We start from the raw sequence: 20,153 nt of genomic DNA on the forward strand, positions 1-20,153 counted from the left end.
CATCAGGAGAAAGGATGTCCCGCACCCCGATCACACACCGCTGCGGCCTGGTCGCGGCCGCCGGCCTGCTGATGGCCGGCCCCGCCCTGGCCGAGGCACGCCCCGACCCCGTCGCCGAGGTGACCACGCCGCTGGTCAGCCCCCACGACACTCGAGACTATCGGGTGCTGGGCCTGGAGAACGGCCTCACCGTCCTGCTGGTCAGCGACCCCGAGGCCGACAAGGCGGCCGCCTCCATGAACGTCTCGGTGGGCAGCGCCCAGGACCCGGAGGACCTCGCCGGCCTGGCCCACTTCCTGGAGCATATGCTGTTCCTTGGCACCGAGCCCTTCCCGGAGGCCGACGCCTACCAGGGCTACATCTCGCGCCACGGGGGCAGCCACAACGCCTTCACCGCCCCCCAGGACACCAACTACTTCTTCGATATCGACCCGGCCGCCCTGGAAGGGGCCCTGGACCGCTTCAGCCAGTTCTTCATCTCGCCGCTGTTCAACGCCGACCAGCTGGAGAGCGAGCGCAATATCGTCCACTCCGAGTACATGGCGCGTATCCGCGACGACGCCCGCCGCGAGAACGACGTGCTCAACCTGCTGCTCAACCCCGAGAACCCCACCACCGGCTTTTCGGTGGGCAGCCGCGAGACCCTGGCCGACCGCCCGGAGGGCGAACCCAGCCTGCGCGAGCGGGTGATCGATTTCTATGAGCGCCACTACGACGCCAACGTCATGCACCTGGCGCTGATCGGCCCGCAGGACCTGGACGAACTGGAGGCGCTGGTGGCCGAGCGCTTCGCCGCCATCCCCGACCGCGGACTGACAATACCGGAGATCTCCGCGCCCCTGGCGCGGTCCGAGACGCTGCCCCGGCGGGTCGCCCTGCAGTCCGTGCGCGACAGCCGCCAGCTGCGTTTCCTCTTCCCGATCCCCGACCCCATCGCCGAGTATCGCCACAAGCCCGCGGACCTGATCGCCCACCTGCTGGGCCACGAGGGGGACGGCAGCCTGCTGGCGCTGCTGCGCGAGGCGGGCTGGGCCGACGGCCTCTCCGCCGGCGTCTCCCGGGGCGACGGCCAGCACGCCCTGTTCAGCGTGAACGTCAGCCTGACGCCGGATGGCGCCGAGGCCCGCGATGCCATCGAGGCGACCCTCTTCGCCGCCATCGAGCTGATCCGCGACGCAGGGCTGGAGGCGTGGCGCTACGACGAGAAGGCGAGCCTCGCCGAGCAGGAGTTCCGCTTCCAGCAGCACGGCTCCCCGCTGCAGGGCGCCATGCGGCTCGCCATGAACCTCTCGCGCTTCCCGGTGGAGGACGTCCAGTACGCCGCCTACCGCATGGAGGGCTTCGACCGCGAGCGCAGCGAGGCCTACCTCGACGCCCTCGTCCCCGACAACCTGATCCGTCTCTACAGCGCACCGGACGTGGAGGGCGAAGAGAGCTCCCCCTGGTTCCACGCCCCCTGGGCTGAAGACAAGGCTGGGAAGCGGGAAGATCACCACGGCGGCGAGGCCCCCGCGCTCGCCGGCCTGGCCCTGCCGCCGGCCAACCCCTATATCGCCGAGGACCTCGAGCTGCTCGACGCCCAGGACGAGCGCCCGCGGCGGCTGGTGGAGGAGTCCGCCTTCGACCTCTGGCACATGGCAGACGCCAGCTTCAGCACCCCCAAGGTGGAGTGGCGCTTCAGCCTGCAGAACCCGGGCGCGGCCAGCTCCGCCCGGGACGCCGCCCTGGCCCGCCTGCTCGCCGGCTGGCTGGATGACAGCCTCAACGAGGCCTTCTACCCCGCGCGCCTGGCCGGCCAGCACTTCGAGGCCTACGCCCACGCCCGGGGCATCACGCTCTCCTTTTCCGGCTGGCGGGACCGCCAGGAGCGCATGGTGGAGCGGGTGCTGGAGCAGCTGCAGAGCGGCGAGATCGAGCCCGCCAGCTTCGAGCGGGTGCGCTATCGCCTGCAACGAGAGTGGCGCAACGCCCCCCAGGCCGCCCTGCACCGCCAGGCCGGCAGGACCCTTGCCGAGGCCCTGGTGCGTCCCCAGTGGCCCAGCGCCGCCCTGCTGGACGCCAGTCGCGAGCTGACCCTGGAGGATCTGCGCGACTTCCGCGACACCCTGCTGGCCGAGCTGCGCCTGGAGGCCATGGCGGTGGGCAACCTCGCGGCCGAGCAGGCCGAGACGCTGGGCAGGCAGGTGGCCGACCGCCTGGCGCCGAGCCTTGCGGCAGCGGCCATTCCCGACCTCACCCCGCTGCGCGCCGACGCCGACCTGCCGAGCCTGACCCCCCACACCAGCCGCGAGGAGTCGGTGGTGCTGCGCTACCTGCAGGGGCCCGACCGGACGCTGGAGAGCCAGGCACGGCTGGCGGTGCTCGGCCAGCTGATCGACACCCCCTTCTATCAGCGCCTGCGCACCGAGGAGCAGCTCGGCTACGTGGTCCACGCCGGCTATTCGCCGATGCTCGACGCGCCGGGGCTGGCCCTGCTGGTGCAGTCACCGGACACCGAAAGCGACGCCATCGAGGCGCGCATCGACGCCTTCCTCGACGACTTCGAGGCCACCCTGGCCGGCCTGGAGGACGAGGCCCTGGCGCCCTATCGCCAGGCGGTCCACGACCGCCTGACCCGGCGCGACACCAGCCTGTCCGGCCGCGCCGGCCGACTGTGGCAGGCGATGTCCTTCGGTGACGTGGAGTTCGACCGTCGCGAGCGGCTCGCCGAACGGGCCCTGGCGGTCGGCGCCGACGAGCTGCGTGCGCTGTGGCCCGAGCTGCGTCGGGCGGCGGTGGCCAGGGTCGCCTTCGACCCGGGCGCCGAGCCGGACGACGTCCTGGCCCTCGCCCAGCACCTGGAGCCGATGCCGGAAGCCGAGGAGTAGCCCTCGAGGCAGTGCCACAGCCCTCGAGACAGCGCCACAGCGAAAGCGCCCGGCCTGGCCTATGGCCGGGCGCTTTCATCTCGGGGGCGGCGGACGGGGATCAATCGAAGGCCTGGGCGGGCATGATCGCTTCCACATGCATCACCAGCTCCTCGAGGATCTGGCGCTCACGATCGCCGAGCGCCACCTGGTTGAGCCGCTCGATCTCCCGGGCGAACCCCTTGAGGGTCAGGCCGGCCACGGCACCGTCGTTCATGCGCGCCCAGCGATAGGCCTCCCACTGGGCACGCTCCTCGCCCTCCAGGGTCTCCGGATAGCTGCGCGCCCGATAGCGGTAGAGCATCTCCTCCAGGCGTGGATCCTGAAAGGCGAAGCGCGCGCCCACCAGATCCCAGGGGTCGCTGTCGCGCACCCGCTGCATCTGCTGGCGGTCCGCCGGCGAGAAGAAGCCGCCGGCGTAGAGCATCAGATCCGGGTCCTCGGGCCCGGCCGGCGGCGGGGCGGCGAACACCTCCGCCACCCGGGCCGCCACCTCCGGATGCTCCCGCAGCCGCTTCCAGTGCTCGCGGCAGGCGGCCATATCGAGCCCCAGCCGCGCCACGATCTCGCCATGCTCGCCCCGGTGGGGCCCCTCCACGTCCTTGAGCGCCGAGGCCGGGAAGAGGGCCGGGCACTTGTTGACATGCACGACCTTGAGGGGGATGCGGGCCTCCCCCTCGGCCAGGTCATCATTGCTGACGAAGACCCGCTGACGGATCTGCTCGGCGGAGAGGTCGAACAGCGGTGTCGGATCCACGGAGAGGTCGTAGACGATCACCCCGTTGGGATTGGTGGGGTGCTCGGCCAGGGGCACCACCAGGGCGGCGCAGCCGCGGCTGGCCGGATAGCGCCGCGAGATATGCAGCAGCGGCTTGCGCCCCGCCACGTCGATCAGCTTGCCGACCGCGCGCTTGCCGCGCAGACCCAGCAGGTAGTCGAAGAGCCTCGGGTTGGCCTCGCGCAGGCGCCTGGCCAGGGCGATGGTGGCGCGCACGTCGGCCAGGGCGTCATGGGCGCCCTGGTGGGCGATCCCGTTGGCCGCGGTCAGGTCCTCGAGGCGAAAGCTGGGGGCGCCGTCCTCGCGGGTCGGCCACTCGATGCCGGCGGGGCGCAGGGCGTGGAAGGCGCGCACCACGTCGATCAGGTCCCAGCGGGAGTTGCCGTTCTGCCACTCCCGGGCGTAGGGATCGATAAGGTTGCGATAGAAGAGGTGACGCGTCACCTCGTCATCGAAGCGCAGGCTGTTGTAGCCCACCACGCAGGTGCCGGGCACGCTCATCAGCGACTCGATCTGGCCGGCGAACTCCGCCTCGGGCAGGCCGCGACGGCGGGCCTGCTGGGGCGTGATGCCGGTGATCAGACAGGCCTGGGGATGGGGCAGAAAGTCATCGGCGGGCTTGCAGAACCACTCCACCGGCTCGCCCACCTCGTTGAAGTCGGCGTCGGTGCGAATCGCGGCGAACTGGGCCGGGCGGTCCCGGCGCGGGTCGGCACCGAAGGTCTCGTAGTCGTGCCACAGGAAGGTCTGCGGGGCGTCAGGCGGCGCCATGGGCAAGGTCTCTCCGGCGAATCAGCATGGAGGCCACAGCCTAGCACAGCCCCGCGCTGCACTCAGCCGGGCGACCCCTTGGGCAGGGTCACGTTGAGCTCCAGCACCGAGCAGTTGTCCTCGCTGTCCAGGCTGATGTTGATGGCATCATCATCCACCTGAACGTAGCGGCGGATCACCTCCAGCAGCTCCTTCTCGAGCAGGGGCATGTAGTCGGGCTGCCCGCGCTGGCTGCGCTGGTGAGCCACGATGATCTGCAGCCGCTCCTTGGCGACCGACGCGGATTTCTTGCGCTCTCGCTTCAGGAATTCAAGCAGTTTCACCGACGACCTCCTCCGAACATGCGGCTCAGCAGGCTCTTCTTCTGGTATTCATGGAAGCGCAGCGGCACCTCCTCACCCAGCAGGCGTGCCACGGTGTCCGAATAGGCCTGGCCGGCATCGCTGTCGGCGTCATGGGTCACGGGCACCCCCTGGTTGGAAGCACGCAGCACCGCCTCGGATTCGGGGATCAGGCCGATCAGATCGATGGCCAGGATCTCGCGAATATCCTCGAGGTTGAGCATATCGCCGCTGTCGACCCGCGAGGCGTTGTAGCGGGTAATCAGCAGGTGCTCCTTGATCGGTTCCTCGCCGCGCTCGGCGCGCCGGGTCTTGGAGGCGAGCAGGCCGAGGATACGGTCGGAGTCCCGCACCGAGGAGACCTCGGGATTGGTGACCACGATCGCCTCGTCGGCGAAGTACATGGCCAGCTGGGCGCCGCGCTCGATCCCCGCCGGGGAGTCGCAGAGGATGAAGTCGAAATCCTTGGCCAGGGTCTCGAGCACCTTCTCCACGCCCTCCAGGGTCAGGGCATCCTTGTCGCGGGTCTGGGAAGCCGGAAGGATATGCAGGTTGTCGACCCGCTTGTCGCGGATCAGCGCCTGGCTGAGCCCCGCCTCGCCCTGGATCACGTTGACCAGGTCATAGACCACGCGGCGCTCGCAGCCCATGATCAGGTCGAGGTTGCGCAGCCCCACGTCGAAGTCGATGACCGCGGTCTTGTTGCCGCGCAGCGCCAGACCGGTGGCGATGGCTGCCGCGCTGGTTGTCTTGCCGACGCCTCCCTTCCCGGAGGTCACAACGATGATCTTGGCCAAGAGTCGCTTCCTGTCTGTCGTTGAATGGTATTGGGGTAGCGCCCGGTCCGCCGAGGACTCAGGAGAGCGCGGTGATGCCGAGCTGATCCCCGTCGAGGCGTACCTGCACCGCACTGCCCAGCAGGCAGGGGTCGACATCCTCGAGACGCTTGTAGTTGCCGGCCACCGAGAGCAGTTCGGCGTGGAGCTCACGGCAGAAGATGCTCGCCAGGGGATCGCCGTGGATACCGGCCAGGGCGCGGCCGCGCAGGGCGCCGTAGACGTGCACGCTGCCCGCGGCCAGCACCTCGGCGCCGGCATTGACGGCCCCTACCACCACCAGGTCGCCCTCGGGGGCGGTCACCTGCTGGCCGGAACGCACCGTGCCGCGGAAGATCCTGCCGCCGCTGCCGACCCCGGGGGGGGAGGCCAGCGGCCCCTCCTCGATCGAGGCGTCGGGCTCCACCGGGGCCACGCTCTCCAGGGAGCGAGGACGGCCCGCATCGAGAGGCGGGAACCAGCCCAGCCCCAGCGCCCAGGCGGACTGCTTGACCGGGTCGGCCCCGCCGCGCACCGCGACGGGCAGCAGCTTGTGGGCGCGACATACCGCGCAGATCCGCTCCAGGGCCAGGTGGGGCTCATCGAGCCTCTCGACGCTGAGCACCACCGGCGTGTGCTGGAAGAAGGCCGGCGACTGGCTGAGCTTGCCGGCGAGCTGGTCGCGAATCTGCTCCGGGTCGGCGCTGGCCAGTTCCATGACCGTCATCGGCAGCATGCCGCCCTTGAAGGTGAAGGCCAGGCTGTCCCTGTCCACGTTGAGGCTCATTGCCGAACTCCACATCGGTGTTGGTCGGGGTAGGAATCAAAGCTAAGCGAGTCCCACTCCCCCTGCAACTGATGATACGCCCAGCGGCACGCCCCTGTCAGTGTCTCCAGATGGTCACAGTCCGGCCTTTTCCCCAGCGGCAGCGCATGCTTAGATACCGGTTGAGCCTCGGCACGACCTTCGTCCAAGGCCCTTGCCAGGCTAGACTGCACGACAACAACAGGCCGGCGCGTCCCGGTGCGTGATGCGCCCTTTATCAGGATCGCCCATGTCCGGACTCTTTCGTCGCCTCTTCGCTCCCCGCTGGCAGCACCCCGACCCTCGAGTACGCTGCCAGGCCGCTGCGCGCCTCGACGCCAGCCGTGACGACCACCGCCAGGCCCTGGAGCGGCTCGTCCATGACGAGGCCCCCGAGGTGCGCGCCGCCGCCCTGAGCCATCTGGATAGCCCCGAAACCCTGCTGGGGCTCTACCAGGACGGCGGCGCCTCCCGTGAGCTCACCCAGCGCCTGGTGGCCCTGCTGGCCGGACGGGAGGGAAGCACGGAGCTGGACCAGCGAATCGCCCTGGTCGAGCGAATCGAGGCCCCCGCCCTGCTGGCCGAGCTCTGCCTGAACGGCGACAACCAGCAGCTGCGCCTGGCCGCCCTGGCCAGGCTCCAGGACGAACAGGCGCTGATCCGCCAGGCCTGCGACAACGGCATCGCCGCGGTGCGCCATGCCGCCGCTGCCAGGGTAGAGAGTGAGGAGGGGCTGGCCCGGCTGGCCCAGGAGGCCCGCCGCGACCGCCAGGTGATGCGCCAGGCCCGGGAGCGCCTGAACCGGCTGCGCGCCGATGCCGCGGAGCTGGCCGCCGCCCGAGAGCAGCGCGAGGCGCTGCTGAGCGACCTGGAACGGCATGCTGCCGCCCCCTGGGAGCCCCTCTATGCCGGCCGCTTTCGCCACCTGATGCGGGAGTGGGCCTCCCTCAAGGACCAGCCCGACGCCACCCAGGAGCGGCGCTACCAGGACGCCTGCCTGCGCTGTCGCAAGGTGGTCGGCGACCATGAGGCCCAGCAGCGTGCCAGCGAGGCCGCCGAGGCACGCCGCGAGAGCGCCGACCAGGCCCGCGAGGCCCTGGTCGAGGCCCTCGAGGAGGGTCTCGACGCCCTGGCCCGCAGCGACGTGGTCACCGCCCAGGATATCGCCAGCCTGCGCGCCCAGAAGCAGCTGCTGGCGCACCGCTGGCAGGCCTTCTCCGACCACCACCTGGCCGATGAGCAGCTGCGCCATCGCTACGATGCGGCTCGCCAACGCTTCGACCGGGTCAGCCAGAGCTGGGTACGTTTCGATGAGCGCAGCACGGAGCTTCAGCGCGCCCTGACCGACGGCGACGACGAACGCCTCACCGCCCTGGTGGAGGCCCTGGAGTGGCCCGAGGACCTCCCCCCGACTCCGCTGCTGCAGCGGGCACGCCGGCAGCTGGCGCGACCCGAGACCCGCCATGAGGACGAGGACGAGCAGGCCGCTCGCCTGGGCAAGGAACTGGATGAACTGGAGCAGCTGCTGGAGCGAGGCGCCTTCAAGGGCGCCAGCCGTCTCCATCAGCGCCTGCGCCAGGCCGCCGAGTCGCTCGCCCCCGCCAGCCGCCGCCCCCATGAAGCGCGCCTCAGGCAGCTCGGCGCCAGGCTGGCCGAGCTGCGCGACTGGCGCAGCTTTGTCGCCGGCCCCAAGCGCGACCAGCTGCTTCAGGCCATCGAGGCCCTCGCCGACGACCAGAGCGTGGCCGATGCGCCGCTGGACCGCCGCCACCGCCAGCTGATCAAGGAGTGGAAGGCACTGGGCGACGCCGCCGCCAACCGCGAGCTGGCGACCCGCTTCCGCGCCGCCTCCGACCGTATTCATGAGCGGCTGACCCCCTGGCGCACCCGGCTCGACGAGGAGCGCCAGGCCAACCTGGCCACCCGAGAAGCCCTCTGCGAGCAGCTCGAGACCCTGCTTGCCCAGCCGGCGGAAAGCGCCGACCCCGATGCCCTGCGCGAGATCCGCGACCGTGCCCGGGACCAGTGGCGACGCGCCTCACCGGTACCCCGTGACCGGGCCGAGGCCATCGGCCGCCGCTTCGGGCGCATCCGCCACGCCCTCCAGGCGCTGATCGACGGCCGCGCCCGGGAGATCGCCGAAGCCAAACGCGAGCTTATCGAGCAGGCCCGCGGCCTGCTCGCCCGGGAGGGGCCACCGGCGCGCCGCGCCGAGCAGGTCAAGGCCCTGCAGCGCCAATGGCGCGAGCTGGGCCGGGCACCCAGGGGGGAGGAGCAGGCGCTATGGCGAGAGTTTCGCCACCTGTGCGACCAGGTCTTCGCCTCCCGCGAGGCCGAGCGAGACAGCCGTGCCCGACAGGCTCGGGAGCGCCTCGATGCCATGCAGGCGCTGATCGACCGCCTGGATGCCTGGCAGCCGGCCGGCAGCGGCGACGAAGCGACGCTCGGCGCCGCCATCGCCGAAGCGGCCTCGCTGGAGCCACTCCCCGGCGGCCGCCGCACCGAGGGCATGCGGCGCCGCTGGTCGGGCATCATTCGTGCGCGTCGCGAACGCCTGGAGCGCCTCGCCGTGATCGAGGAGGTCCGGGCCTGGCGCGATACCCAGCCGCTGCTGCTCGCCCACCTGAAGGCCGATGCCGAGCGACTGGGTGGAGGCCCCCCGGGCGAGGTACCGCTGCCGGAAGGCCTCACCCTGGACGACGACATGCGTAGCGCCCACCGGAGGCGCAATGCGGCCCGCCAGGATCCACCGGGCGTTGATGAGGTGGAAGAGCGCCTGGCCCGGGTACGCGTGCACCTCTCGCTGCTGGCGGTGGGCAGCGTCAGCCATCGAGACGAGCCGCTTCGCCTGGCGATCCAGGTAGAGCGCCTCAACGAGAACCTCGGCCGCGAGCTCTCCCGGGCCGAGGAGGTGCATGGCGTACTGCGTGACCTGCTGGCCACGGGGCCGGTGCCCCCCGAACTGTGGAGCCGTGAGGTGGGCGAGCTCGACCGCATGCTGGAGCGCCTGACCCGCCTGCCGCCGCCCTGAGGCCAGAACCCTTAGGCCAGAACAACAGAAGCGCGAGGGGTCACCTCGCGCTTCCGGGATGGCGGCTGCTCCCTGGCCGATCGGTGGCCAGGGAGGCAGAGAGCCGGACGATCAGCCCATGAACTGGCCGCCGTTGATGTCGATGTTGGCACCGGTGATGAAACCGGACTCCTCGTGGGCCAGGTAGGCCACCAGGCGACCGATCTCCTCCGGCTTGCCGTAGCGCTTGACCGGGATGGTCTCGCGGATGGACTCGCGCACCTTCTCGGGGATCTTCATGATCATATCGGTGGCAATGTAGCCCGGTGACACGGTGTTCACGGTGATGCCCTTGGTGGCGGTCTCCTGGGCCAGCGCCATGGTCAGGCCGTGCATGCCCGCCTTGGCGGCCGAGTAGTTCACCTGGCCGAACTGGCCCTTGCGGCCGTTGATGGAGGAGATGTTGATGATCCGGCCGTACTGCTTCTCCAGCATGGAATCGAGCACGCTGCGGCAGGTGTTGAAGACGCTGTTGAGGTTGGTGTCGATGACCTCGTGCCACTGCTCGGGCGTCATCTTCTTCATGGTGCCGTCGCGGGTGATGCCCGCACAGTTGACCAGCACCCCGATTGGGCCGTGCTTGGCCTCGATCTCCTTGACACCGCTGACGCAGGCCTCGTAGTCCACCAGGTCGACGCCGGCGATATCGATGTTGCTGTAGCCATCCGCCTTCTGGGCTTCGAGCCAGCTCTTGGCCTTCTCGGGGTTATGGTAGCCGGCGACCACCTGATAGCCCTCATCGGCCAGTGAGCGGCAGATTGCACTGCCGATCCCGCCGGTTCCCCCGGTCACCCAAGCAACGATTGCGTTGTTGGCCATTGTAACCTCCCTGATTGTCATGACGCTGTGCCCGACCGGCTGGGCCGGGTCACCAATTGTACTGTGGAACGTTGCCAGTTTGATGACAACCCAACCCAGTATGGACCAGGAACCGCTGCCGGGACGAGCGCTTGAACACGCCTCTTGACTAAAGGGGTAAGTCCTGTATCATATGCTTCACATTGATGCGGGGTGGAGCAGTCTGGTAGCTCGTCGGGCTCATAACCCGAAGGTCATCGGTTCAAATCCGGTCCCCGCTACCAAATATCGCAAGAAGCCGGTTCCTCAGGGAGCCGGCTTTTTCGTTGGCGTTTTTCCTCGTCGACTCCCTCCCGATTTCCACACGCCCCCTTGAATCCCGCCCTCGTCACCCGCATCTCGTGGACAAATCCACTCGATCCCGGGAACCCCGAACATGCCCATCGTCGATCCGCGCACCGGCGAACCTCTCGCCGCCGACACCCCCACCAGCGAAGCCGCCCAGGCCGCCGACGCCTCGATGCCCGAGGTGATCTTCGACGTCGACGCCGGCAATATCCAGCAGGTGCTGGAGCTCTCCATGCAGGTGCCGGTGCTGCTCGACTGCTGGGCGCCCTGGTGCGAGCCCTGCAAGAACCTGATGCCGGTGCTGGAGAAGCTGGCCCGTGAATATCGCGGGACCTTCCTGCTGGCCAAGCTCAACATCGACGAGAATCAGGAGATCGCCGCCCAGCTCGGCGTGCGCTCGGTCCCGGACGTCAAGCTGATCAGCCAGGGCGGGCTGGTCGACCACTTCCAGGGCGCCCTGCCCGAGAAGCAGATCCGCGAATGGCTGGGCCGCTACTTCCCGGCTCCCGAAGATGCCCCGGCCAGCCCCGAGGAGCAGGCCGCCGAGGCGCTGGCCGCCGGCGATGCCGCCACGGCCCGGGCCCTCTACGAAGAGCTCGCGCAGCAGAACCCCCAGCACTACCCCTACCAGGTGGAGCTGGCCCGGGCCCTGGTGGCCGAGGGTCGCGCCGCCGACGCCCGCGCCCTGCTCGACAATCTACCCCCGGAGGAGCGCGACGCCGCGCCGGCCCGCGGGGTGCGCGCCAGCATCGAGTTCGGCGAGGAGGCCCCCGACGCCGAGGCGCTGGCCGCCCTGGGCGATCGCGACGACAGCGAGGCTCAGTACCTGCGCGCCCTGCGCAGCGTCGCCGACGGCGACTACGAGACGGGCCTCGAGGCCCTGCTGGCGCTGATGAAGGCCGACCGCGCCTGGGGCGACGATGCCGCCCGCAAGACCCTGCTGCGGGTCTTCGACGCCCTGGGCGCCGACCACCCGCTGACGGTCACCTACCGCCGCAGGCTGTTCGCCCTGCTCTACTGAGCTACCCGCCCAGCACGCCATCCAGCCTCGCCAGGGCGGCCTCCAGCTGGGTCGCCGTGGTGCCGAAGTTGAGCCGGGCGAACCCAGGCCAGCCGAAGTCGGCACCGTCGGAGAGCGCCACCCCGGCGCGCTCCAACAGCGCCCGCTGGGGCGAGGCCGCACCGGCCAGCGCCGGCGCCCGCCGCAGGTCCAGCCAGGCCAGGTAGGTGGACTCGGGCGCGCTCATCGTGACGCCCGGCCAGCGGGCCACCCGCTCCGCCAGGGCCCGGCGATGGTTGCGCAGCACCTCGAGCAGCGCCTGGCGCCAGGGGTCTCCCTGGCCGTAGGCCGCCTCGGCCGCCACCAGCCCCAGCACGTTGCCGTCCGGCACCAGCCCCTTGATCGCGGCGGCAAAGCGCCGCCGCAGGGTCGCGTCGGGAATCACCGCGCAGGCGGTGGTGAGCCCGGCCAGGTTGAAGGTCTTGGAGGGGGCCCAGAGGGTCAGGGTGCGCGCGGCAAGCTCCGGAAAGGCCACCGCCAGCGGCACATGGCGCGCCCCCTCCTCCAGCAGCAGGTCGCAGTGCAGCTCATCGGAGGCCACGTACAGGCCGTGGCGCTCGACCAGCTCGGCCAGGCCGGCCAGCTCGTCGCGACGCCAGACCCGCCCGGTGGGGTTGTGGGGGTGGCACCAGAGCAGCAGCCGGGTGCGCGGGGTGATCGCCGCCTCCAGCGCCTCGAGGTCGAGCCGCCAGGGCTCGCCGGGCGCCTCGGGCTCGGCCATGGCGGCCTGCTGGGGCGTGCGCCCGGTGCGCTCGGCTACCCGCAGGAAGGGCGGATAGATGGGCGTCACCGTCAGCACGCCATCCCCCGGCTCGGTCAGCGCCAGGCTGGCCAGATGCAGGGCCGGCACCACCCCGGGGAGCCACAGCTGCCAGTCAGGCTCGATGGGCCAGCCGTAGTGGCGCTCGCTCCAGGCGCAGAGGGTCTCGCGCAGGGAGTCCGGCACCAGGCCGTAGCCGAACACCCCGTGATCGACCCGGGCGCGCAGCGCCTCGAGCACCGCCGGGGGCGAGATGAAGTCCATGTCGGCGACCCACAGCGGCAGCACCTCCTCGCCGTAGCGGTGCCACTTCTGGGACGGCCAGTTGGACGGCCAGTTGGACGGCCCACCGTGTTGCAGGCCAGCGCCGGGGTGCCGCCGCTCCACGGGCGTGGCAAAATCGAAGGCCATGCGCTTACTCCTCGATGATCGGGATCACTGATGACCAAGACGATGCCCCAGGATGACTTCTATGCCAAGGTACGCCGCGGCCTGCCCGCCCTGATCGGCCAGTGGCTCGCCCTGGGCCAGGGCGAGCCCGACCGCCTGGCGCTGATCCTGGCCGAGACCGCCCGCGTGGCCGGCCTGGGGCAACCGGCGGCGACCCCGGAGGGGGCGACCCTTGACGCCTGGAGCGCCCCGGAGGCCGGCGACGACGTGCCGCTCTGGGCGGCCCGCACCGCCGCCTTCCTGCTGATCCAGATGCCGGCACGGCCCAAGCCCCGAGGCGACGACGAGGCCTGCGCCTGGGCCTACTGCTGGCTGCGCAACCGCGACTTCGCCGACCACCAGAGCGCACACGCCGCTCTGCCGGACCACCTGCGCGAGCCCCTGGCCGCCGCTCTCAAGGCCGCCTGGCACGACCGCCAGGGCCTGCGGCTGATCTGACTCCCGGCCCTACACGACCACACAAGGAAGACAGGATGGACGTTCCCCTGAGCTGGCAGCTGGCCAAGCTGGCGGTATCGATCGGCATGGTGCTGGGCCTCGGCGCCATCGCCGTGCGCGTCAGCCCCCGCGTCGCCGGCCTGCTGGCCGGCTATCCCCTGGGCACCGCCATCGCGCTCTTCTTCATCGGCCTGGAGCTCTCCACCGGGTTTGCCGCCGAGAGCGCCGTGCATACCCTGGCCGGCTTCACCGCCACCCTGGCGCTGGGCGGCGGCTACCTGCTGGCGGGGCGCCGCCCGGGCCTGCCCGGGGTGCTGGCCGGCACCGCGGCGGGCCTGGCCGCCTTCCTGGCGGTGAGCCTGCTGCTCACCCGGGTGGAGTTTGACCGCCTGACCGGCACCCTGACGACCCTGGCCGCCATCCTGCTCTTCACCTGGCTCTACCGGCGGGTGCCTGAGAGCCAGGCTCGCCCCGGGGGACGCTTCTCCTGGGCAGCGCTGGGCGTGCGCGCCCTGCTCGCCGCCGCCATCATCTTCGTGATCACCGGCCTCGCCCACGTCCTGCCGGCGGCCTGGGCCGGCGTGATGGCTGCCTTCCCGGTCACCATGTACCCCTTCCTGGTGATCCTGCACCTGACCCACGGCCCCGGCCCGGTGGCTACCGTGATCAAGCACTACCCGGCGGGGCTCGGCTCCCTGCTCAGCTACACCCTCTGCGTATCGCTGGCCTACCCCGTGCTCGGGCTTGGCCTCGGCACCCTGGCCGGCTTCGCCGTGGCCACCCTCTGGCTGCTGGGCTGGACCCGGCTGCAGGCGTGGCGACAGGGGCGGCGCACCGCCGAAGCTTGACCGAGCGCTTGCTTGGGGCAAAGCTAACCTGCCCGGATCACTGCAGCCGGAACGACAACCCGGACGACAACAACGAGGAGCGCCCCGCCATGTTCACCCGCACCGTCGAGCCCGCCTTCTACGACACCGACGCCCTGGGCCATATCAACAACACTCGCCTGCCGGCCTGGTTCGAGCTGGCCCGCAACGACCTCTTCCGGCTCTTCACCCCGGACCTGGACCCTCGCCGGTGGCGCCTGATCATGGCCCGGATGGAGGTGGAGTACCGCGCCGAGCTGCAGTACGGCAGCAATATCGAAATCCGCACCTATGTCTCGCGGCTCGGCAACAGCTCCTTCACGGTGACCCAGGAGGCCCATCAGGAGGGACAGATGACCAACCTGGGACGCACCGTGATGGTCCACTTCGACCATGAGGCCAAGAAGGCCGTCCCCATCGAGGGCGAGCTGCGCGAGGCCCTGGAGGCCCACCTCCGGGAGGAGCCGGTCGCCGCATGACCCCTGCCATCAAGCAGCTGGAGAAGGCCGGCATCGCCTTCACCCTGGCCGAGTACGCCCATGACCCGCGCAGCCCCGCCTACGGCGAGGAGGCCGCTCGCGCCCTGGGTCTCTCCCCCGACGAGGTGTTCAAGACCCTGCTCGCCAAGCTCGATGACGGCCGCCTGGCGGTGGCCATCGTGCCGGTATCGGGCCAGCTTGACCTCAAGGCCCTGGCCCGCGCTGCCGGGGCCCGACGAGCCGTCATGGCCGAGTCCGCGGAGGCCCAGCGCGCCACCGGCTACCTGGTGGGGGGCATCAGCCCCCTGGGCCAGAAGCGTCGGCTGCCGACCTTCCTGGACGAAAGCGCCGAGGCGCTGCCGGCCCTCAACGTCAGCGGCGGTCGCCGCGGCCTGGAGATCCGTCTGGCTCCCGCCGACCTGATGCGCCTCACCGGCGCCCGACTGACGCCGCTGGCCCGGCGCTGAGCCGAATGGCCGCGGCGCCTGTCTCACCCCCAGACACCCCCGTTTCCGGCAGCGCCGGCCACCCACCCTGAAGGAGCCCGGCATGGCCATCCGCTACACCCTCTGGCTGGATCCCGACAACGTCGCCCGCCACCGCGCCGTGGAGGCAGACCTGATCCGCTACTTCGTCGAGCGCTTCGCCGACTATCCCCACATCCGCTTGTTCGGCGCCGACCCCTACGATTATGATGCCCCGTTCAATCGACTCTATGACGTGCTGATGGCCCGGGCGGCGGAGTACTGCGAGCGGAAGTGGCGCTATGTGGCCACCCCCGAGCAGCTCAATCGCGCCTTCTTCCTGGCCGTCGGCCAGTCCAACAAGTTTCTACGGGACCCAGACGATGGTGATCCGCACCGATCAGACCCCTGACGAGCGCCAGCTGGCGATCATCACCGCCCAGCTGGGCCGCGCGCCCCGCGGCCTCGAGGCCGTGGCGGCTACCGACCACGAGGGCACCCCGCTGGTGCTGCGCATGGCGCCCATCGTCGACGGCAGGCCCTTTCCGACCCTCTACTGGCTCTGCTCGGAGCGGCTCAAGGTGGAGATCTCGCGCATAGAGGCGGTCGGCGTGATCAAGCGGCTCGAGGCCCGCCTGCAGGAGGAGCCCGAGTTTCTCGCCGCCTACCATGCCAGCCACCGCGACTATGTGGCCGCCCGCTGGCGCCATATGAGCGAGGCACAAAAGGCTGAGGTAATGCGGCTGGGCTATGATGGCGTGCTGACCGAGCGCGGCATCGGCGGTATCGCCAACTGGGATCAGGTCCGCTGCCTGCACACCCAGTACGCCCACCACCTGTGCGGTGACAACGTCATCGGCCGGTGGATGGACGCCGAGTACGGCGTGGCCGACTGCCTGCCCGGCGGTGCTCGCCCCCTTTCCCCCCCCTGACCCACAGTGCACCGACCAAGGAGCCCCCGATGTACCTTGATACCCATGTGGTTGCCAGTCTCGTCCTGATCGCCAGCATGATCGTGATCACCGGCGTCGGCATCAAGCTGCTGCGCCAGGCCATCAAGCGCGACGCCGAAGGCGCACGCTGAGCCGCCGCGGCAGACCGCCACGAAGGGCGCCATCATGGCGCCCTTCGGCGTTCTGGAGCGCCCCGCAGGACTTGCGACCACCCCCTCGCGAGGCGAGGATAGGGCACCCGCCAAGGAGAAGAGCATGCCGAGATTCTGTGTCTATCTGGGGGCGAGGGAAGGCAACGACCCGCGCTTCATCGAAACGGCCCGTTGCCTGGGCCGCGAGCTGGCCGGCCGCGGCCATACCCTGGTCTACGGTGGCGCCCGTATCGGCCTGATGGGGGCCATGGCGGATGCCGCCATGGCCGCGGGGGGCGAGGTGATCGGCGTGATGCCGGACCACCTGGTGGCAAGGGAGCAGGCCCACCACGGGCTGACCGAGCTGATTCGGGTGCGTAACATGCACGAGCGCAAGTCCAGCCTGGCCGCCCACGCCGACGCCTTTATCGTGCTGCCGGGCGGCATCGGCACCCTGGAGGAGTTCTTCGAGGCCTGGACCTGGCACTACCTGGGGCTGCACGACAAGCCCATCGGCGTGCTCGACTGTGACGGCTTCTACCGCCCGCTGCTGGAGTTCCTCGACAGCACCGTGGAACACGGCTTCCTCAACGCCCATACCCGCGACGAGCTGCTGGATGCCGCCGAGCCGGCGGAGCTGCTGGACCTGCTGGAGGCCCGGCTGGGCCGATGAGTCACGCCTGGCCGGTCAGCTCCCGGGTACGCTGATAGGTGAGCTGCAGCAGCCGGGCATCCTCCCCGGCGCGATGCCGGCAGATGCCCAGCTCCTCGATCAGCGCCTCCTTGGTCTGCTTCCAGAGCGCCAGCTGGCTCTCGCTGAGCAGCAGGCGCAGCGCCTCGAGCCGAAAGGCCGGCAGCATGCCGGCGTGATGGAAGAGCAGCGACAGCCAGGTGTTGTCGTAGCCCCAGCTGTCGCTGTAGCAGATGCCGATCTCGCCCAGCTCATCGTTGAGCCAGCGCGCCACCTGAACCACCGGATGCCCCTCGCGCCGAAGCCGCGCGCGACTGATGCCGTGCAGCAGCTCCGCCTTGGGATCCCAGTGGGTCCACTCGGGCAGGGGCTGGATCAGGAAGGCGCAATGGCTGCCGTCGGGCCGGGCCAGGCCGACCTCGATGGGGTAGCTGCCACGCCCGAATCCGGACGCCTCGATGTCGAGCAGTGTCGGTAGCGTCACGAAAGCGCGGCTCCTCGAGGCCGTTACGGGAAAAGGGGACGCCGCCAGCCGGCGGCCAGGGGCTAGTGTCGCGTCTCGGCTTCGCCGCTGTCCAGCGCCTCGCCGAGATCGAAGGCCTGGTCGGCCTGGCGCTGCCAGTGGGCGGCGCGCTCGGCGTCCACCGGCAGCCCCAGCTGCCCCTCGCGGTAGGCGCGGGCCAGGCGCTGGGCCGCCAGGGGGTGTCCCGCCTCCCCGGCCCGGGCATACCAGGTCACCGCATGGTCGTCGCGACGCGGATAGAGGGCGCAGCCGTGCTCGTGGATCTGGCCCGCCTGGTACTGGGCGCGCAGGTCGCCGGCCTGGGCCGCCTCCAGCACGTAGCGGGCGCCGCGGGCCTTGTCCTGGGGGGTCAGGCCGCGGTGGAAGAGCATATGGCCATAGACCGAGAGCGCCGCCGGATGGCCGGCCTCGGCGCAGCGCTGGAAGAGGTGCATGGTCAGCCGCTGGGTGCGCGGGGAGCGCGGCAGCCAGCGGGTATGGAAGAGCTGCTCCGCCAGGCGGTATTCGAGCCGGGTGAACAGTGATGATGCCTGTGTCATGGCCAGTAACCGAGTCCTGTTGACGCAAGGTGGAGACACCCGGCACCACCCTGTGCACGGCGTCTGTCATCTGCGAAAGCAAAACGCCCCGGAATCCTGGGGCGCGCAAGCGGCGGCCAGCATACGCCCGCCCCGCCCGGGACTCAACCCCGGGGGGATTTGCCGCCCCCGCCGGCCTCCCCTACCATGCCTTTACTCCATGCATTTACCCCATGCCCCTACCCTTCAGGGCCCCGGCAAGAGGAAAGAGAGAATGCAGACGCGTCCGCTGGGCACCACCGGCATCGAGGTCAGCCGCCTGTGCCTCGGCACCATGACCTTCGGCGAACAGAACAGCGAGGCCGAGGCCCATGAGCAGCTCGACCGCGCCGTGGCCTTCGGCATCAACTTCATCGATACCGCCGAGATGTATCCGGTCCCGCCGAAGGCGGAGACCCAGGGCCGCACCGAGGCCTATATCGGCAGCTGGCTGAAGCAGCGCGGCAGCCGCGACGACGTGATCATAGCCACCAAGGCGGCGGGGCCGGGCCTCGACCATATCCGCGGCGGTCCACGACTGAGCCGCGAGCAGCTCCACCGGGCCGTCGACGCGAGCCTCGAGCGCCTGCAGACCGACTACGTCGACCTCTATCAGCTGCACTGGCCGGACCGGAAGACCAACTTCTTCGGCCGCCTCGGCTACGAGCATGACGAGGAGGAGCAGAGCACCGACCTGGAGGAGAGCCTCTCCGCCCTCAAGGAGCTGGTGGACGCCGGCAAGGTGCGCGCCATCGGGCTCTCCAACGAGACCCCCTGGGGGGTGATGCGCGCCCTGCAGCTGGCCGAGACCCTGGGTCTGCCCCGGGTCGCCTCGGTGCAGAACCCCTACAACCTGCTCAACCGCACCTTCGAGGTGGGGCTGGCCGAGATCGCCCACCGCGAGCAGGTGGGCCTGCTTGCCTACTCGCCGCTGGCCTTCGGGGTGCTCTCCGGCAAGTACCTGGGCGGCGCCCGCCCCGAGGGGGCGCGCCTGACCCTCTACGAGCGCTTCCAGCGCTACACCAACCCCGAGGCCGAGGCCGCCGCCGCCGAGTACGTGCAGATCGCCCGGGATGCCGGCCTGGACCCGGCCCAGATGGCACTCGCCTACGTCAACTCGCGCCCCTTCCTGACCAGCAACATCATCGGCGCCACCAGCATGGAGCAGCTCGAGAGCAACCTGGAGAGCGAGGGGCTCCGGCTCGACAGCGAGGTGCTCGAGGCCATCGAGGCGGTGCATCGGCGCCAGCCCAACCCGGCCCCCTGAGGTCCGGCCCCCTCGCCCCGGGGCTATCGACGCCATAGCCCCGGGAGTACCGCGCTCTTGATATACTCGATAGCACTTCCACCGGATCAGGAGCGCCCCCATGCTGAGCGTGATCTCGCCCGCCAAGTCGCTGGACTTCGAGACCCCGGCCACCACCGCCATCCATACCCAGCCGGACTACCTCGACCGCAGCCGCGAGCTGATCGAGATCCTGCGCGACTACTCGCCGCAGCGGCTCGGCGAGCTGATGGGCATCAGCGACAAGCTGGCCGCCCTCAACGCCGCCCGCTTCGGCGAGTGGCAGACGCCCTTCACCGCCGACAACGCCAAGCCCGCCGTCCAGGCCTTCCAGGGCGACGTCTATGTGGGGCTCGCCGCCGAGACCTTCGGCGACGACGACAACGCCTTCGCCCAGGCGCACCTGCGCATCCTCTCCGGCCTCTACGGCCTGCTGCGCCCCCTGGACCTGATCCAGCCCTATCGCCTGGAGATGGGCACCCGACTCGAGAACCCTGCGGGCAAGGACCTCTACGCCTTCTGGAAGGGCACCCTGACCCAGGCTCTCGACGACGCCGTGGCCGAGAGCGGCAGCCCGGTGCTGGTCAACCTCGCCTCCAACGAGTACTTCAAGGCCATCGACGCCAAGGCACTCAAGGCCAGGGTGATCACTCCGGTCTTCAAGGACGAGAAGAACGGCAAGCTCAAGATCATCAGCTTCTACGCCAAGAAGGCCCGGGGCCTGATGGCGGCCTGGATGATCCGCGAGCGCCTGGACGACCCGGAGGACCTCAAGGACTTCAACGTCGCCGGCTACGCCTACAGCCCGGCCATGAGCGAGGGCGACACCCTGGTCTTTACCCGCCCGGAAGGCGCCGCCTGACT

The 20,153-nt window shown here is 70.2% G+C and carries 21 protein-coding genes and 1 tRNA gene; 14 read left to right on the forward strand and 8 right to left on the reverse strand.

All coding sequences use genetic code 11. From position 1 onward, the window contains the following. Positions 1–14 precede the first annotated feature (14 nt). A complete protein-coding gene (locus tag ACRYRV_RS06660; protein WP_444989315.1) occupies positions 15–2,867 on the forward strand; it encodes an insulinase family protein in 2,853 nt (950 codons plus the stop codon). Between the two features lie 100 nt (positions 2,868–2,967). Here the strand turns inward: ACRYRV_RS06660 and sbcB are convergent, their stop codons facing one another. The 4 genes from sbcB to minC all read right to left on the reverse strand — a co-directional run bounded on the left by sbcB (position 2,968) and on the right by minC (position 6,398). Then, positions 2,968–4,455, reverse strand: a complete 1,488-nt coding sequence (gene sbcB, locus ACRYRV_RS06665; protein WP_444985584.1) for an exodeoxyribonuclease I — start codon at positions 4,453–4,455, stop codon at positions 2,968–2,970. Between the two features lie 62 nt (positions 4,456–4,517). After that, on the reverse strand, positions 4,518–4,778 hold the full coding sequence (gene minE / locus ACRYRV_RS06670) for a cell division topological specificity factor MinE (protein ID WP_253448374.1): 261 nt from the start codon (positions 4,776–4,778) through the stop codon (positions 4,518–4,520). Next, positions 4,775–5,593, reverse strand: coding sequence for a septum site-determining protein MinD (minD, locus tag ACRYRV_RS06675; protein ID WP_309636859.1), 819 nt, complete (start codon positions 5,591–5,593; stop codon positions 4,775–4,777). Before minD ends, minE begins: the two co-directional genes overlap by 4 nt. Before the next feature lie 58 nt (positions 5,594–5,651). After that, entirely contained in the window at positions 5,652–6,398 is a 747-nt protein-coding gene (minC, locus tag ACRYRV_RS06680) for a septum site-determining protein MinC (RefSeq protein WP_444985583.1), read from the reverse strand. Between the two features lie 268 nt (positions 6,399–6,666). Between minC and ACRYRV_RS06685 the strand changes: the two genes are divergently transcribed. After that, positions 6,667–9,447, forward strand: coding sequence for a DUF349 domain-containing protein (locus ACRYRV_RS06685; protein ID WP_444985582.1), 2,781 nt, complete (start codon positions 6,667–6,669; stop codon positions 9,445–9,447). A gap of 111 nt (positions 9,448–9,558) precedes the next feature. Here ACRYRV_RS06685 and phbB read toward each other — a convergent pair whose 3' ends face one another. Further along, complete coding sequence (gene phbB / locus ACRYRV_RS06690; protein ID WP_253448361.1) at positions 9,559–10,305, reverse strand: acetoacetyl-CoA reductase; 747 nt, start codon at positions 10,303–10,305, stop codon at positions 9,559–9,561. A 186-nt stretch (positions 10,306–10,491) separates the two neighbouring features. Between phbB and ACRYRV_RS06695 the strand changes: the two genes are divergently transcribed. After that, positions 10,492–10,568 (forward strand) — tRNA-Met (locus tag ACRYRV_RS06695). Between the two features lie 152 nt (positions 10,569–10,720). Then, entirely contained in the window at positions 10,721–11,653 is a 933-nt protein-coding gene (locus tag ACRYRV_RS06700) for a tetratricopeptide repeat protein (RefSeq protein ID WP_444985581.1), read from the forward strand. Between the two features lies 1 nt (position 11,654). Here the strand turns inward: ACRYRV_RS06700 and ACRYRV_RS06705 are convergent, their stop codons facing one another. Then, on the reverse strand, positions 11,655–12,863 hold the full coding sequence (locus ACRYRV_RS06705; protein ID WP_444985580.1) for a MalY/PatB family protein: 1,209 nt from the start codon (positions 12,861–12,863) through the stop codon (positions 11,655–11,657). Between the two features lie 42 nt (positions 12,864–12,905). On the opposite strand from ACRYRV_RS06705, the gene ACRYRV_RS06710 reads away from it, so the two are divergent. The 8 genes from ACRYRV_RS06710 (at position 12,906) to ACRYRV_RS06745 (ending at position 16,906) form a co-directional block, all read left to right on the forward strand. Next, complete coding sequence (locus ACRYRV_RS06710) at positions 12,906–13,340, forward strand: hypothetical protein (protein WP_253451941.1); 435 nt, start codon at positions 12,906–12,908, stop codon at positions 13,338–13,340. 35 nt (positions 13,341–13,375) lie between these two features. After that, positions 13,376–14,188: a hypothetical protein gene (locus ACRYRV_RS06715; RefSeq protein WP_444985579.1), complete on the forward strand. Its 813-nt coding sequence runs from the start codon at positions 13,376–13,378 to the stop codon at positions 14,186–14,188. 89 nt (positions 14,189–14,277) lie between these two features. Then, complete coding sequence (locus tag ACRYRV_RS06720) at positions 14,278–14,685, forward strand: acyl-CoA thioesterase (RefSeq protein ID WP_444985578.1); 408 nt, start codon at positions 14,278–14,280, stop codon at positions 14,683–14,685. Next, positions 14,682–15,152, forward strand: a complete 471-nt coding sequence (gene ybaK, locus ACRYRV_RS06725) for a Cys-tRNA(Pro) deacylase (RefSeq protein ID WP_444985577.1) — start codon at positions 14,682–14,684, stop codon at positions 15,150–15,152. The genes ACRYRV_RS06720 and ybaK overlap by 4 nt, the downstream gene beginning before the upstream one ends. 82 nt (positions 15,153–15,234) lie before the next feature. Then, positions 15,235–15,561 carry a hypothetical protein gene (locus ACRYRV_RS06730; protein WP_444985576.1) on the forward strand — a complete coding sequence of 109 codons (327 nt, stop codon included), beginning with the start codon at positions 15,235–15,237 and terminating at the stop codon, positions 15,559–15,561. Continuing rightward, on the forward strand, positions 15,533–16,081 hold the full coding sequence (locus tag ACRYRV_RS06735) for a DUF501 domain-containing protein (RefSeq protein WP_444985575.1): 549 nt from the start codon (positions 15,533–15,535) through the stop codon (positions 16,079–16,081). Before ACRYRV_RS06730 ends, ACRYRV_RS06735 begins: the two co-directional genes overlap by 29 nt. Positions 16,082–16,110: 29 nt before the next feature. Beyond that, positions 16,111–16,233 (forward strand): hypothetical protein, encoded by a 123-nt coding sequence (locus ACRYRV_RS06740; protein WP_301271085.1) that lies wholly within the window; start codon positions 16,111–16,113, stop codon positions 16,231–16,233. Between the two features lie 124 nt (positions 16,234–16,357). Then, entirely contained in the window at positions 16,358–16,906 is a 549-nt protein-coding gene (locus tag ACRYRV_RS06745; RefSeq protein ID WP_253448336.1) for an LOG family protein, read from the forward strand. A gap of 1 nt (position 16,907) precedes the next feature. Here the strand turns inward: ACRYRV_RS06745 and ACRYRV_RS06750 are convergent, their stop codons facing one another. Together ACRYRV_RS06750 and ACRYRV_RS06755 are read right to left on the reverse strand one after the other, a co-directional pair. Further along, a complete protein-coding gene (locus ACRYRV_RS06750) occupies positions 16,908–17,408 on the reverse strand; it encodes a hypothetical protein (protein WP_309636849.1) in 501 nt (166 codons plus the stop codon). A gap of 62 nt (positions 17,409–17,470) precedes the next feature. Further along, entirely contained in the window at positions 17,471–17,986 is a 516-nt protein-coding gene (locus ACRYRV_RS06755; RefSeq protein WP_309636848.1) for a tetratricopeptide repeat protein, read from the reverse strand. A gap of 253 nt (positions 17,987–18,239) precedes the next feature. Between ACRYRV_RS06755 and ACRYRV_RS06760 the strand changes: the two genes are divergently transcribed. Further along, complete coding sequence (locus tag ACRYRV_RS06760) at positions 18,240–19,271, forward strand: NADP(H)-dependent aldo-keto reductase (protein WP_444985574.1); 1,032 nt, start codon at positions 18,240–18,242, stop codon at positions 19,269–19,271. A gap of 100 nt (positions 19,272–19,371) precedes the next feature. Next, positions 19,372–20,151, forward strand: coding sequence for a peroxide stress protein YaaA (gene yaaA / locus ACRYRV_RS06765; RefSeq protein ID WP_309636846.1), 780 nt, complete (start codon positions 19,372–19,374; stop codon positions 20,149–20,151). Positions 20,152–20,153: the final 2 nt, after the last annotated feature.

The organism is Halomonas mongoliensis (genome assembly GCF_052496345.1).

Bases quoted from the DNA above. Each gene is read 5' to 3' on its own strand.
- ACRYRV_RS06755 (WP_309636848.1), bottom strand. From the start codon at position 17,986: ATGACACAGGCATCATCACTGTTCACCCGGCTCGAATACCGCCTGGCG.
- ACRYRV_RS06710 (WP_253451941.1), top strand. From the start codon at position 12,906: ATGCCCCAGGATGACTTCTATGCCAAGGTACGCCGCGGCCTGCCCGCC.
- ACRYRV_RS06745 (WP_253448336.1), top strand. From the start codon at position 16,358: ATGCCGAGATTCTGTGTCTATCTGGGGGCGAGGGAAGGCAACGACCCG.
- ybaK (WP_444985577.1), top strand. From the start codon at position 14,682: ATGACCCCTGCCATCAAGCAGCTGGAGAAGGCCGGCATCGCCTTCACC.
- ACRYRV_RS06735 (WP_444985575.1), top strand. From the start codon at position 15,533: ATGGTGATCCGCACCGATCAGACCCCTGACGAGCGCCAGCTGGCGATC.
- ACRYRV_RS06705 (WP_444985580.1), bottom strand. From the start codon at position 12,863: ATGGCCTTCGATTTTGCCACGCCCGTGGAGCGGCGGCACCCCGGCGCT.
- ACRYRV_RS06685 (WP_444985582.1), top strand. From the start codon at position 6,667: ATGTCCGGACTCTTTCGTCGCCTCTTCGCTCCCCGCTGGCAGCACCCC.
- ACRYRV_RS06720 (WP_444985578.1), top strand. From the start codon at position 14,278: ATGTTCACCCGCACCGTCGAGCCCGCCTTCTACGACACCGACGCCCTG.
- ACRYRV_RS06700 (WP_444985581.1), top strand. From the start codon at position 10,721: ATGCCCATCGTCGATCCGCGCACCGGCGAACCTCTCGCCGCCGACACC.
- phbB (WP_253448361.1), bottom strand. From the start codon at position 10,305: ATGGCCAACAACGCAATCGTTGCTTGGGTGACCGGGGGAACCGGCGGG.
- ACRYRV_RS06730 (WP_444985576.1), top strand. From the start codon at position 15,235: ATGGCCATCCGCTACACCCTCTGGCTGGATCCCGACAACGTCGCCCGC.
- ACRYRV_RS06715 (WP_444985579.1), top strand. From the start codon at position 13,376: ATGGACGTTCCCCTGAGCTGGCAGCTGGCCAAGCTGGCGGTATCGATC.
- sbcB (WP_444985584.1), bottom strand. From the start codon at position 4,455: ATGGCGCCGCCTGACGCCCCGCAGACCTTCCTGTGGCACGACTACGAG.
- ACRYRV_RS06760 (WP_444985574.1), top strand. From the start codon at position 18,240: ATGCAGACGCGTCCGCTGGGCACCACCGGCATCGAGGTCAGCCGCCTG.
- yaaA (WP_309636846.1), top strand. From the start codon at position 19,372: ATGCTGAGCGTGATCTCGCCCGCCAAGTCGCTGGACTTCGAGACCCCG.
- minC (WP_444985583.1), bottom strand. From the start codon at position 6,398: ATGAGCCTCAACGTGGACAGGGACAGCCTGGCCTTCACCTTCAAGGGC.
- ACRYRV_RS06740 (WP_301271085.1), top strand. From the start codon at position 16,111: ATGTACCTTGATACCCATGTGGTTGCCAGTCTCGTCCTGATCGCCAGC.
- ACRYRV_RS06660 (WP_444989315.1), top strand. From the start codon at position 15: ATGTCCCGCACCCCGATCACACACCGCTGCGGCCTGGTCGCGGCCGCC.